General features: G+C 40.0%; 12 protein-coding genes and 5 tRNA genes. 15 read left to right on the forward strand and 2 right to left on the reverse strand.

Annotated features, from left to right (window positions below; translation table 11 throughout):
• The first annotated feature begins 12 nt into the window (after positions 1–12).
• The 14 genes from RU86_RS09895 (at position 13) to RU86_RS09960 (ending at position 8911) form a co-directional block, all read left to right on the forward strand.
• A tRNA-Tyr gene (locus tag RU86_RS09895) sits at positions 13–93 on the forward strand.
• A gap of 10 nt (positions 94–103) precedes the next feature.
• Positions 104–174: transfer RNA gene (locus RU86_RS09900), tRNA-Trp, on the forward strand.
• Positions 175–188: 14 nt separating this feature from the next.
• Positions 189–261 (forward strand) — tRNA-His (locus tag RU86_RS09905).
• A gap of 14 nt (positions 262–275) precedes the next feature.
• Positions 276–347: transfer RNA gene (locus RU86_RS09910), tRNA-Gln, on the forward strand.
• 31 nt (positions 348–378) lie between these two features.
• A tRNA-Leu gene (locus RU86_RS09915) sits at positions 379–462 on the forward strand.
• Between the two features lie 151 nt (positions 463–613).
• Positions 614–1066, forward strand: a complete 453-nt coding sequence (locus tag RU86_RS09920; protein ID WP_245810517.1) for a DUF536 domain-containing protein — start codon at positions 614–616, stop codon at positions 1064–1066.
• Positions 1067–1284: 218 nt separating this feature from the next.
• Entirely contained in the window at positions 1285–2295 is a 1011-nt protein-coding gene (gene gap / locus RU86_RS09925) for a type I glyceraldehyde-3-phosphate dehydrogenase (protein ID WP_079504733.1), read from the forward strand.
• 98 nt (positions 2296–2393) lie between these two features.
• Positions 2394–2747, forward strand: coding sequence for a zinc ribbon domain-containing protein YjdM (locus tag RU86_RS09930; RefSeq protein ID WP_096815161.1), 354 nt, complete (start codon positions 2394–2396; stop codon positions 2745–2747).
• A 126-nt stretch (positions 2748–2873) separates the two neighbouring features.
• Positions 2874–3200 (forward strand): YlbF family regulator, encoded by a 327-nt coding sequence (locus RU86_RS09935; protein WP_096815162.1) that lies wholly within the window; start codon positions 2874–2876, stop codon positions 3198–3200.
• Positions 3201–3332: 132 nt separating this feature from the next.
• Positions 3333–3734, forward strand: a complete 402-nt coding sequence (locus RU86_RS09940; RefSeq protein ID WP_179296272.1) for a hypothetical protein — start codon at positions 3333–3335, stop codon at positions 3732–3734.
• 18 nt (positions 3735–3752) lie between these two features.
• Positions 3753–4109, forward strand: a complete 357-nt coding sequence (locus tag RU86_RS09945; RefSeq protein WP_096815164.1) for a DUF1648 domain-containing protein — start codon at positions 3753–3755, stop codon at positions 4107–4109.
• Between the two features lie 164 nt (positions 4110–4273).
• A complete protein-coding gene (gene recG, locus RU86_RS09950; protein ID WP_096815165.1) occupies positions 4274–6292 on the forward strand; it encodes an ATP-dependent DNA helicase RecG in 2019 nt (672 codons plus the stop codon).
• A gap of 8 nt (positions 6293–6300) precedes the next feature.
• Entirely contained in the window at positions 6301–7140 is an 840-nt protein-coding gene (locus RU86_RS09955) for an SDR family NAD(P)-dependent oxidoreductase (RefSeq protein ID WP_096815166.1), read from the forward strand.
• A 316-nt stretch (positions 7141–7456) separates the two neighbouring features.
• Positions 7457–8911 carry a peptide MFS transporter gene (locus RU86_RS09960; protein WP_096815167.1) on the forward strand — a complete coding sequence of 485 codons (1455 nt, stop codon included), beginning with the start codon at positions 7457–7459 and terminating at the stop codon, positions 8909–8911.
• 103 nt (positions 8912–9014) lie between these two features.
• Here RU86_RS09960 and mnmE read toward each other — a convergent pair whose 3' ends face one another.
• Positions 9015–10382: a tRNA uridine-5-carboxymethylaminomethyl(34) synthesis GTPase MnmE gene (gene mnmE / locus RU86_RS09965; RefSeq protein WP_096815168.1), complete on the reverse strand. Its 1368-nt coding sequence runs from the start codon at positions 10380–10382 to the stop codon at positions 9015–9017.
• Between the two features lie 123 nt (positions 10383–10505).
• A complete protein-coding gene (locus RU86_RS09970; RefSeq protein WP_096815169.1) occupies positions 10506–11294 on the reverse strand; it encodes a (S)-acetoin forming diacetyl reductase in 789 nt (262 codons plus the stop codon).
• Between the two features lie 567 nt (positions 11295–11861).
• On the opposite strand from RU86_RS09970, the gene RU86_RS09975 reads away from it, so the two are divergent.
• Complete coding sequence (locus RU86_RS09975; protein WP_096815170.1) at positions 11862–12413, forward strand: NADPH-dependent FMN reductase; 552 nt, start codon at positions 11862–11864, stop codon at positions 12411–12413.
• Positions 12414–12418: the final 5 nt, after the last annotated feature.

Genomic DNA, 12418 nt, shown 5'->3' on the forward strand with positions numbered 1-12418 from the left:
ATTGTATAATTTGGAAGGGTAGCGAAGTGGCTAAACGCGGCGGACTGTAAATCCGCTCCTTCGGGTTCGGGGGTTCGAATCCCTCCCCTTCCATATTACCTTTGCGGGCATAGTTTAAAGGTAGAACAAAGGTCTCCAAAACCTTTGGTGTGGGTTCAATTCCTGCTGCCCGTGTTTCACAATTTATGGCGGTCGTGGTGAAGTGGTTAACACATCAGCTTGTGGCGCTGACACTCGCGGGTTCGATTCCCGTCGACCGCCTTTGATTCATTTTTTGGGGTATAGCCAAGCGGTAAGGCAAGGGACTTTGACTCCCTCATGCGTTGGTTCGAATCCAGCTACCCCAGTTTAGTGGTTTTTTCCATATAATATGAATTTGCCGGCGTGGCGGAATTGGCAGACGCGCTGGACTCAAAATCCAGTGTCTTCACGGACGTGCCGGTTCGACCCCGGCCGCCGGTATACATGCAAATTCGATTAATTGAGACGTAAGTCTTTTTTTTTATTCATCATAAGCTTTATGTTAGATTTGCAATGTTTTTCATTAAGGCATTAGGATATGATATAATGGGTATAAATGATTCAATATTAAGTATAAATGATATATGGAGAGATGAATATGACAAGCAATACTGTAACTGAGCTGGCTGAAGCATTTGGTGTAACACGTCAGGCCATTAATAACCGTGTCAAAAAACTTGCTGAGGAATATCTTAGTAAGAATGATCGTGGTGTAACAGTCGTTAATGAAGCAGGCATTGAGATATTGGAACAACACTACGGTAAAAAGATTCTTGCAGTAGAAACTGATCTTGAAGCAGATCATCATACTGATCAAGTAGACTTTGATAAGTTAATTAATCAATTATTAGCTGACAAGAATTTGGAGATAGCAAGACTATCTGAGCAGATTACGATAAAAGATGGTCAAATTGCAGAGAAAGATAAGCAACTAGATCAGCAACAACAATTGACAGCTAAGGCTTTGACTGAGCGGGAACAGTCTTTGATTGAATTGGCTGATGAAAAATCAAAAGGTTTTTTTGCTAGATTATTTAAAAAGTAATCTAGTACAGTTTTTTATTTATCTTTATTAGTCAATTTTTTGTAGGTATTATTTAAACTGTTACAGTACAAAGTGTCGTAAATATAGCGTTTCTCCTTGCAAAAGTGAGATAAAAAAGGTATCATTATATTGTAAGTTAAATAGTTAACTTTCAGTTGTTATAAATGCTTAGGCATTTAAATTAAAAGTTTTTGTTTCCATAGGAGGATTACTACAAAATGGTAGTTAAAGTTGGTATTAACGGTTTTGGCCGTATCGGTCGTCTTGCTTTTCGTCGTATTCAAAACGTTGAAGGTGTTGAAGTAGTTGCAATCAACGATCTTACAGATCCAGCAATGCTTGCTCACTTGTTGAAATATGACACAACTCAAGGTCGCTTTGACGGTAAAGTTGAAGTTAAAGAAGGCGGATTTGAAGTTAACGGTAAATTCGTTAAAGTTACAGCAGAATCTAACCCAGCTAACATCAACTGGGCTGAAGATGACGCACAAATCGTTCTTGAAGCAACTGGTTTCTTCGCAACTAAAGAAAAAGCTGAATTGCATTTACACGCTAAAGGTGCTAAACAAGTTGTTATTACTGCACCTGGTGGAAATGATGTTAAAACAATCGTTTTCAACACTAACCACGAAATCTTGACTGGTGAAGAAACAGTTATCTCTGGTGCTTCATGTACAACTAACTGTCTTGCACCAATGGCTGATGCTTTGAATAAAAACTTTGGTCTTAAAGTTGGTACTATGACAACTATCCACGGTTATACTGGTGACCAAATGACACTTGATGGTCCTCACCGTGGTGGAGATTTCCGTCGCGCACGTGCTGCAGCTGAAAACATCACACCTAATACAACTGGTGCTGCTAAAGCTATCGGTCTTGTATTACCAGAATTAAACGGTAAACTTCAAGGTCATGCACAACGTGTACCAGTTCCAACTGGTTCATTAACAGAACTTGTTACTGTTCTTGACAAAAAAGTTACAGTTGAAGAAGTTAACGCTGCTATGAAAGCTGTCGCTAACGAATCTTACGGTTACAACGAAGATGAAATCGTTTCATCTGATATCGTAGGTATCTCTAACTCTTCACTTTTTGATGCTACTCAAACTGAAGTTACTGAAGCTAACGGCGTTCAATTAGTTAAAACAGTTGCATGGTATGACAACGAAATGTCTTACACATCTAACCTTGTTCGTACACTTGAATACTTCGCTAAACTCGCTAAATAATTCTGTTATTTAACGTCGAAAACAGAGAAGCTTAGCTCCTCTGTTTTTTTCTTGCTATTTTTTATGGTAAGATGTAAGAAAATGAATTGGAGATTATGATGGAAACACCAAAATGCGTTACCTGTGGAAGCGAGTTTACTTATGAGTTATCAGATACAACCTTTGGTTGCTCTGAGTGTGGTAATGAGTTTACAGCTTCAGATATTACAGCTGCTACTGCTACTGAAAAATTCTCTGTAGTGGATTCTGTTGGTATTGCCTTAGCAGATGGAGATGATGTGATTATCATTCAAGATCTTGCTGTCAAAGGGATGCCTAAACCAATCAAAAAAGGAACTAAGGCTAAAAATATTAGACTCAATGAAAACGGTAAAAATGGTCATTTTATTGATGCTAAGATAGATGGCTTTGGTGCAATGGGTCTTAAAGGATCGGTTGTCAAAAAAGCATAACTGGCTAATGCCTATCTATTTTCTGGCTTAATCGGCTATAGTTTGTTAAAATAAAAGTGTTGGCCACATGAGGCACAAATTGTATGATAAGCATAATCAAGGATAATTGATTACAAAGGAGAAAAAATGAATATCTATGACACGATGAACCAACTCGAACGTGAATTACGCGCTTTACCAGAATATCAAGCAGTTGTTGCTGCACTTTCAGATGTAAAAGCAGATGAAGTTGCGAGTGACCTATATACTAAATTTATGGCTGTCCAAATGAAGATGCAAGCTGGTCAACTTCAGGAAGAATCAGAGCAAAAAGAAGCTCAAGAATTATTCATGAGCTTGCAAGATAATGCTGTTATGGCTGAGCTTTTGACGAAAGAGCAAGCACTACAAACGATCACAGGTGATCTACAAGATATTATCTTTAAACCACTGCAAGAATTATACGGCCAATAAGCTTCATACCTACCATAGAGAAAAGGGACCGTGATGGTCTCTTTTTTTATTTGGTATATTTTTGCTTTAAGGAAATAGAATAGTATAATAAAGTGAATAAGTATCTAGATTTTTAGGAGCAGAATAATAGACATGAATGATAGACTAAGCTTTCATCACATTGGCAAGCCAGTTGCCTTATCAGAGATAAAAGATAATCCAGCTACCCGCTATAGTACTTTATATGATATGTATACCCTGGATATCTTAAATGAGTTATCCTTACCGATTCAGTTACATGCTTTTGGTGAGAGCTCACCTCTTGACGAACGAATTCAGCAAGAAGCTCATGTTGCTTTTAAGGTAGCTAATATAAAGGAAGCACTGGCTAATAAAGAGGTGATCATGCCACTATATACGCCTTTTTCTGGTTATCAGTGTGCCATGGTCCTCATTAACAGCCAACCGATTGAGTTAATCGAGACCAGTTTATCTGAGCGAGAGATATGGGGAACTGGCATTTTTCAGGATAGTCTGCTTTATTCGGATGACTAGAAAGCAGATGAGGTGAAAATGATGAAAGTTGCATTGTTTGTCGATCATATCTATTCAAAAATGTGTTATCTATTTCTGGTTTTAGGAATCGGGTTTCTATGTACTACGATTTATTTATATATTAAACTGCCGAACGTCATTCCCGTACATTGGGGATCATCATTTAAGGTGGATAGCTGGGGGAGAAAAGAAATACTTTTCATACTGCCAGTATCGCTCTTTATTTGTTTGATGTTATCTGCCAAAAAATTTATCCATGCACATGAGACAAATCCGTTCAGAATCATGGCTGCTGAGCTGGTTTTGTTAGGTGTTTTGACCTTACTAGTCATTGCAATGAGTTACGTTTATGCCATTTATTTTTCGATGCTATAAGCTATTAACGTAAGGACAACTAATAGAGAGAAGACGTGTTTCACTGTCTTTTTTGTTTGCTCACTTGAAGCAATACGATGGCAGTGCTAGCTTACCTTATCTTGTAAAGATGATACATAGTTATCAGCAAAGAGTTGTTGCTTAGAAAATGGTATAATTAAGCTATGAATCTCACAGACTCGATCCAATTTTTGAAAGGTGTAGGACCAAAATCCGCCGAGCGATATCAGCAGCTGGGTATTTTTACTGTGTCTGACTTATTGACTTATTTTCCGTTTCGCTATGATGACTTTGCAGCAAAGCCAATATTTGAGTTACTAGATGGTGAAAAGACGACTATTGTCGGAACGGTAGTCACACCTGCAAATGTTAGTTACTATGGTGCACGACGAAATCGCTTAGTCTTTAAAATCAAGCAAGGTGAAGCGGTTATTTCAGTTAGCTTTTTTAATCAGCCTTATCTCCAAAGTAAGGTTGAGTTAGATGCTGAGATTGCAATCTATGGTAAATGGGATGCTAAAAAGATGAGCATCACTGGTATGAAAATTTTAGCACAAGTAGAAAATAGTTTTCAGCCCGTCTATCATGTCATGCAAGGGATCAAACAATCAGCCTTAGTCACACTTTTACAAACTGTTTTTGATGCAGGTGTGGGTGAGTTGATCACTGAAAATCTACCAGAGTCATTACTGCAAAAATATAGATTAATTGATCGAAAGACTGCTGTACATGATATGCATTTTCCAATAGATGAAGCAGCCCATCATCAGGCATTGCGTCGGATGAAGTTTGAAGAGTTGTTTTATTTTCAGCTGAAACTACAAGCCCTTCGTTTAAAAGATAAGGCGCTTGCCTTTGGCTTGACGATCAAAATCAATGAGCAGCTACTTACGGCTAAAATGAGTGGTCTTCCTTTCGCATTAACAGGCGCTCAAAGTCAGTCGTTAAGAGAAATTCTAGATGACATGGCAAGTCCCTATCATATGAATCGCTTGCTACAAGGTGATGTCGGAAGTGGTAAGACGGTCGTTGCGAGTTTGGCCATGTATGCGGCTGTTCAGGCGGGCTTTCAAGCGGCCTTAATGGTACCGACTGAAATATTAGCTAATCAACACTATGAAAGCTTGCAGGAGCTCTTTCCTGAGCTCTCAGTAGGTCTCTTAACAGGGGGCATGAAAACAGCGGAACGTCGCCTGTTATTAGCTGGTCTTGAGGACGGGTCAATTCAGATGGTCACAGGGACACATGCCCTGATCCAGGACGCAGTCAATTATCAGTCACTTGGGCTTGTCATCACGGATGAACAGCATCGCTTTGGTGTCAAACAGCGGCGTGTTTTTCGTGAGAAAGGACAGAACCCGGATGTCTTGATGATGACGGCAACGCCAATTCCAAGAACGCTTGCCATCACAGCATTTGGGGATATGGATGTTTCGATTATCAACGAATTACCTGCAGGTAGAAAACCGATCACGACACGTTGGGTCAAGCATGAACAGCTGACACCTAGTATTTTACCTTGGGTTGCTGATGAAGTGCGCAAGGGTGCTCAAGTTTACTTTATCTCACCGCTTATCGAAGAAAGTGAGATGATGGACTTAAAGAATGCAACGGATCTATTTGAGGAGTTAACAGCATTTTTCGGTGATAAAGCACGTGTTGCCTTACTGCATGGTAGATTAAAAAACACTGAAAAAGATCAGATTATGTTAGATTTCAAGGCGAAAAAATATGATGTTTTAGTCTCAACAACAGTTATCGAGGTCGGTGTTAATGTGCCCAACGCAACGATTATGGTCATCATGGATGCTGATCGCTTTGGCCTATCACAGCTGCATCAATTACGTGGTCGTGTCGGCCGTGGTGAAAAAAAATCTTATACCATCTTGGTAGCGAATCCCAAATCTGATGGTGGTAAGCGTCGCATGCAAATCATGACAGAAACGCAAAATGGCTTTGTTTTAGCTGAAGAAGACTTGAAGATGCGGGGCAGTGGAGAGATTTTTGGGACACGACAATCTGGTCTCCCAGAGTTCTCTGTGGCAGATATCGTTAACGACTATCCGATTTTGGAGGTTGCGCGTGAGGAAGCAGTCGCGATTTTTCAAGATCCTCAGTGGTCTGAAAAACCTGAAAATCAACTGCTTGTTGCAAGTTTAACAGAAGATGATGTCTTTGACTGAAAGGAATGATGATGAAAAAAGTAGTCGCGATTACTGGTGCAAGTAATGGGATGGGATTTGAAGCAGCTAAGCTGTTTGCAGCCAATGACTGGCTAGTTTATGGTGGTGCTAGACGTGTGGAGAAAATCCCGATAACACCTAATGTCCATGCCTTATCACTAGATGTAACGGATCATAGCTCAAATAAGGCATTCATCCAGACGATTTTAGCCGAAGCCGGCCGTATTGATGTGCTAATTAATAATGCTGGCTACGGAGAATATGGTCCCGTTGAAGATATACCGCTTGACAATGCTAGAAACCAGTTTGAAACTAACTTTTTTGGCGCCGCTGATCTCGCCCAATTAGTGTTACCGATTATGAGACAGCAAGGATCGGGTAGGATTATCAATGTCTCCTCTATTGGGGGAGATGTCTACATGCCCTTGGGTGCCTACTATCATGCAACGAAAGCAGCACTGCAGCATTGGAGTGACTCTCTTGATATGGAAGTCAGACAATTTGGTGTGCGGTCGATTACAGTCCAACCAGGCTTGACACGATCAGGATGGGGTGATATCGCGATGGCTAATGCTAAGAAAAACTTAAAATCAGCTTCAGTCTATACACCCTTACTGGACCGAGTTGGTGGATTATTAAGCACAAACGCCCATGCCATCGGTGCAAGCTCAGAAAGCCTAGCAGCACTCTTTTATACGGCTACAACGGATAAACGGGTAAAACGGCGTTACTTTCATAGCCTGAGTGATCGCACATTAGTTTGGCTAGCAAGATCACATCCCAATTTGTTTAAGAAGGGGTTTGAGGCTGTTTTCAAATATCTAGAAAAACGGTCGGATAAAGCATAAGAGAACGCCATCCAGGTGTTTTTTTATCTACTTTTTTACTAGAATAGTGGGCTCTTCTATGCTATTGTGTTTATCGTTAAGTGAGAGTTGCCAAGTGTCTTTAGTTATGATAGAATAAATGTTGATTTGAAAAAAATTATAAAAAGATTTATATGTTATTTTCATTAGAGCGAAATTTGAAATGAAAAATGATTATAGATAGTCCTTGTAAGTGGGCGTTTTTTGAGTTTATTTTTTTAAAAAAAATCAAGTTGTGCTAAGGGACAAGTTACTTGTTGCGTATTGGTACACTTAAAAAATTTAAGGGAGATTTTCCATGATAGCAGCAGAAGATGAGGAACAGCAAAAAGGCCTATTTGGCCTCGCCAAAGGATTTCCAACTATTTTAGGGACGGAATTTGCCGAGCGTTTCTCATATTATGGCATGAAAGCCATTCTACTTTACTATATTATTAATACAGCAGCACAAGGTGGACTAGGGCTACCACGGGCTGATGGTGTCGCAATTTCTTCTTTATATGGGGCACTTATTTATATGTCAACCATTTTAGGTGGGTGGCTATCAGACAGAATCTTTGGGGCTTCAAAGATTGTGATTATTGGTGGTGTCTTTATTTTAGCGGGTCATATTGTCCTTTCGCTACCTTTTGGTGAAATCAGTTTACTGATCTCACTTGCCCTATTGATTATTGGCACAGGGATGCTAAAACCTAATGTGTCTACTTTAGTCGGTAGTGTGGTCAAGGATGAAAAAGATGCTGATGTCGCCTTTTCAATCTTTTATGTCGCCATCAATATAGGTAGTTTTCTATCACCAGCTTTGGTTTCCGCCTTACAAATTCGCTACGGTTTCCACGTTGCTTTTTCAGCTGCCGCGATTGTAATGGGTCTCGGTCTCGCTATCTATACTTGGGGATATGCTAGATACTTGAGACATCAAATCGATGTTTCTGCTCCGAATCCGATTTCAAAAGCAGAGCGGGGCAAAGTATGTTGGACAATTATTGGCCTGTGTCTACTAATTGGCGGCGCATTTTTCGCAAGTGTCATGACGCATACGTTTTCTGTTCAGTCCCTTTCAAAGGTGGTCACAGTTGCAGCAGTCTTGCTAACGATTTACTATTTTACACATATTTTAAGCAGTAAGCTTGTTACGTCTCCTGAAAAACGTAAGGTTGTCGCTTATATCCCTATCTTTCTATCAGGGGTTGCACTTTGGGCTGTAGAAGAAGGGGGCGGCACGATTGTGGCAGAGTTTGTGACGCGGTCTGACCATCATTTTATCGGCCTTAAAATTGCAGATGCCATGATCCAATCCGTCAATCCGTTTGTCGTCGTATTTGGTACAGCAGCTATGGCAGTCGTTTATAAGATGTTTGCAGACAAGTTACCCAACTTGTTTCAACGGTATGCGATTGGGATTGCCTTAGTTGGGGTGAGTTATTTACTCTTGCTACAACCTGCTATGACTGGACGTGGGTTCTCAGCAAACTGGATTGTCCTATCTCTAACCGTTGTCGCCTTTGGTGAAGTATTAATTTCACCAATTTCACTGGCAGTAACCAATCGATTAGCACCAAAAGCATTTGAGTCACAGATGATGGCTATCTGGTTTTTATCTAATTCAGTTGGTCAAGGGATCAATGCCAGTTTATCAGGCTTTTATCTGAAGCATACGACACTTTATTTCGGTATCTATGCGGCAGTACCCATTTTATTTGCAGTTGGCTTGCTTTTTGGTGCCAAGAAGTTGACTGCCATGATTGCTTAAGTATGTACTTCTTGCACGCTGAGGTTATCTTAACGTGTATTACCAAACAGATGCAAAAAAGCAAAGTAGACTGATAGAGCGTCTACTTTGCTTTTTTTTAGACTTATTTTCCAAGACAGAATTGGCTAAATAATTGGGTGATTAATTCATCCGGTGCAGCATCTCCAGTGATTTCACCAAGAATTTCCCAAGTACGGGTCATATCAACTTGAACAAGATCGACAGGCATCCCGTTATCAAGACCAGTATTTACAGCATCTAGCGCCTCCAGTGCTTGCTCAATCAAGGCGATATGGCGAGAATTTGAGAGGTAGGTGGCATCTTGCTCAACAAGGCCAGCATTTTCAAAGAAGAGGTCATTTATCTTATCCTCTATCTTATCGATGTTGGTATCCTCTAGTACCGAAATCTTGATGACACCTTCTGGTAAGCTGTCCAGCTCAATCTTTTCAGGTAAGTCTGTTTTATTGAGTAAGATGATTCGGTTGCTATCTGCGCTGAGGGTTAACAACTGTTCATCCTGAGGTGTCAGCGCTTCATTTGCATTCAAGACAAGTAAGACTAAATCAGCCTCTTTTAGCGCTTTATGAGAGCGTTCTACACCAATCTTCTCGACGATATCATCCGTTTCACGAATACCAGCAGTATCGACAAGCTTCAAGGGAACACCGTTAATATTTACATACTCTTCGATGACATCGCGCGTGGTCCCCGCAACATCAGTAACGATGGCCTTATCTTCACGTAGCAAGTGATTAAGTAGGCTTGATTTTCCGACGTTTGGTCGACCGATGATGGCCGTGGATAAGCCTTCTCGAAGAATTTTACCTCGTTTAGCAGTTTTTAATAAGTTATCCAGCAGTGTTCTGAAATCGGCCGTTTTTTCACGCAAGAGTTTTGTTGTGAGTTCCTCAACATCATCATACTCAGGATAGTCGATATTGACCTCGACTTGGGCCAGTGTTTCCAGAATATTTTGTCGTGTATTGTTGATCAAAGTAGATAGACTACCATCTAGCTGTTGGACAGCAATCGTCATCGCCTGATCGGTTTTGGCACGGATGAGATCCATGACAGCCTCAGCCTGTGATAGGTCCATCCGACCATTTAAGAAGGCACGCTTTGTAAACTCGCCTGGTTCAGCCATTCTTGCACCATTCCGGAGTAAGAGTTGGAGGATTTCGTTCATGACAGCAATCCCACCATGCGTGTTAATCTCAACGACATCTTCGCGCGTGAAGGTTTTTGGTGCCTTCATAACACCCACCATGACTTCATCAAGCGTGCGTGTTTCTTCTTTGATATGGCCATAGTTCAAGGTGTGACTATCGCATAAGCTCAGATTTTTTCCAGTAAATACCTTGTCTGCGATCGTAATCGCATCTTGTCCAGAAAGTCGGACGATACCGATAGCGCCCTCACCAAGTGGTGTCGAGATTGCAGCAATCGTATCAAATTCTTTAGTTATCATACCTCCTATTTTAGCGCAAAAAGAGGCAAACAGCAATGACGCCGTATCAGGATTAAAAATACCGTAGAGATGGTTGTCCCTACGGTATTTTGTGTATAACAAGTGAATAGCCAAATGCGAGTATTAATTAAATACCATACCACCATCGATGATAAGTGCTTGACCTGTCATGTAATCAGAATCGCTACCTGCCAAATATGATACACAAGCTGCGACATCTGAAGGTTCTGACAATCTACCCAAAGTGATGTTTTGAGAGAATTGTTTAAGTCCCCATTCAGTATCTTTTCCTGCTTCTTTACCAGTTTGTTCAGCAATGCCCATCATCATAGGTGTCTTCACGATACCAGGACAAAAGGCATTAACTGTGATGCCTAGAGGTGCTAAGTCTTTAGCAGCAGTTTGTGTGATCCCTCTAATTGCAAACTTAGTCCCACCATAGACAGCTAATCCAGGATTCCCAACTTGGCCTGCTTGTGAAGACGCATTAATGATTTTTCCGCCATGTCCTAATTGTTTAAATGATTTGACTGCAGCTTGTATACCCCAATAAGTCCCACCTACATTTACATCATATACTTTGCGATACTCATCATAAGTAAATGTTTCAATTGGTGTTTGTGGTCCTAAGCCTGCATTATTGACGATCACATGCAAATCACCAAAATGCGCGACAGCTTCGTCGACTGCCTGCATGACACCTTCTCTGTCTGAGACATCGACTTTAATTGGGATAGCTGTGTTATCACCAAATTTGCTGTTTAGCGCCTTTGCTACTTCAGTAGCTGTTTCAAGATTGAAATCGGCAACTGCTACATGAAACCCGTCAGTAGCCAATCGATAGCTGATTGCTTCTCCAATGCCTTGTCCTGCGCCAGTAATAAATGCTACTTTTTTTGTTGCGTTTCCCATCAGTATGTTTCTCCTCATATATTATTTAACAAGGTTATTGTACAACAATATACAAAAAAAATGTTAATCAAACTGTAATTATTTACTAATAATTGTTTTATTTTACAAAATAGGACAAACTATAGGACTAAAAAGTTGGCCATATGCAAAGTTAAAGGGACTTCTGATCTCTTGATAATTAGGCGATTAAACATAAAATCATACGTGGATATACTAATTTTCAAATATGTCCTATTTTTTCCTCAGAACAAGTTATCTCTATTCTGAGTATTTAGACAGACTATGTTTTCCTATTTAGTTGCTTAAATTGGGTATATGGATAAGATGAAACGCTATTGATAAACACATGATCTGGCTGTTAATATTTGAATTTCGTTGTCATTGGATCAACTTTGCAATACAACCACTGTATAATATGCGTAATTAAGCTATTCATAGATTTACCTCACCCCCCTTTTCACTTAACGTTTACACTTGTAAACAAATTATTTTACTTTGAGAATGGCCAATGTTATACTGTTGAGTATAAACAGTAGTAAAAAAAAATTAGAAATAGGTGGTAATAACATGTTGAAAATCGGGATTATTCTGAGTAGTGTACGTAAAGAACGAAATGGGTTAGCTGTGGCTAATTGGGCAGTTGAAAAGTCACAAGCATTTAGTGACAAAGAGAAAGTTACGTTTGAGCTGGTAGACTTAGCTAGCTATGACCTGCCATTCCTAGGTGCCGAAACCTCTTCTGAACAAGCTAAAGAAATTCAAAGATGGTCAGAAAAAATTGACTCATTTGATGGCTATATATTCATCACTGCTGAATATAACCATGGTGTAACGGGAGCATTTAAAAATGCATTAGATTTCTTAAAGCCTGAATTTAAAAACAAGGCAGTTGCTTTTGTTGGATACGGTGGGGTAGGTGCTGCCCGTTCAATAGAAAATTTAAGAGTCATCGTGGCCGAGTTAGGTCTCGCATCTACACAACGTAATGTCAATTTGTCTCTAATGACAGATTTTGAAAAAATGTCAATTTTTAAACCGGCATCGTTTCATGATTCTGAAATAAAAGAACTTCTTGAACAGCTTATTTCTTGGAGTACTGCACTAAAAACGATACGATAAAACTA

This window comes from Pseudolactococcus piscium (assembly GCF_002441695.1).
Taxonomy (GTDB): Bacteria; Bacillota; Bacilli; order Lactobacillales; family Streptococcaceae; genus Pseudolactococcus; species Pseudolactococcus piscium.

What these genes read in the sequence shown, in the direction of transcription:
- RU86_RS09935 (WP_096815162.1), top strand. Translation starts at nt 2,874, where the DNA reads ATGAATATCTATGACACGATGAACCAACTCGAACGTGAATTACGCGCT.
- gap (WP_079504733.1), top strand. Translation starts at nt 1,285, where the DNA reads ATGGTAGTTAAAGTTGGTATTAACGGTTTTGGCCGTATCGGTCGTCTT.
- RU86_RS09975 (WP_096815170.1), top strand. Translation starts at nt 11,862, where the DNA reads ATGTTGAAAATCGGGATTATTCTGAGTAGTGTACGTAAAGAACGAAAT.
- RU86_RS09920 (WP_245810517.1), top strand. Translation starts at nt 614, where the DNA reads ATGAATATGACAAGCAATACTGTAACTGAGCTGGCTGAAGCATTTGGT.
- RU86_RS09970 (WP_096815169.1), bottom strand. Translation starts at nt 11,294, where the DNA reads ATGGGAAACGCAACAAAAAAAGTAGCATTTATTACTGGCGCAGGACAA.
- recG (WP_096815165.1), top strand. Translation starts at nt 4,274, where the DNA reads ATGAATCTCACAGACTCGATCCAATTTTTGAAAGGTGTAGGACCAAAA.
- RU86_RS09960 (WP_096815167.1), top strand. Translation starts at nt 7,457, where the DNA reads ATGATAGCAGCAGAAGATGAGGAACAGCAAAAAGGCCTATTTGGCCTC.
- mnmE (WP_096815168.1), bottom strand. Translation starts at nt 10,382, where the DNA reads ATGATAACTAAAGAATTTGATACGATTGCTGCAATCTCGACACCACTT.
- RU86_RS09940 (WP_179296272.1), top strand. Translation starts at nt 3,333, where the DNA reads ATGAATGATAGACTAAGCTTTCATCACATTGGCAAGCCAGTTGCCTTA.
- RU86_RS09945 (WP_096815164.1), top strand. Translation starts at nt 3,753, where the DNA reads ATGATGAAAGTTGCATTGTTTGTCGATCATATCTATTCAAAAATGTGT.
- RU86_RS09955 (WP_096815166.1), top strand. Translation starts at nt 6,301, where the DNA reads ATGATGAAAAAAGTAGTCGCGATTACTGGTGCAAGTAATGGGATGGGA.
- RU86_RS09930 (WP_096815161.1), top strand. Translation starts at nt 2,394, where the DNA reads ATGGAAACACCAAAATGCGTTACCTGTGGAAGCGAGTTTACTTATGAG.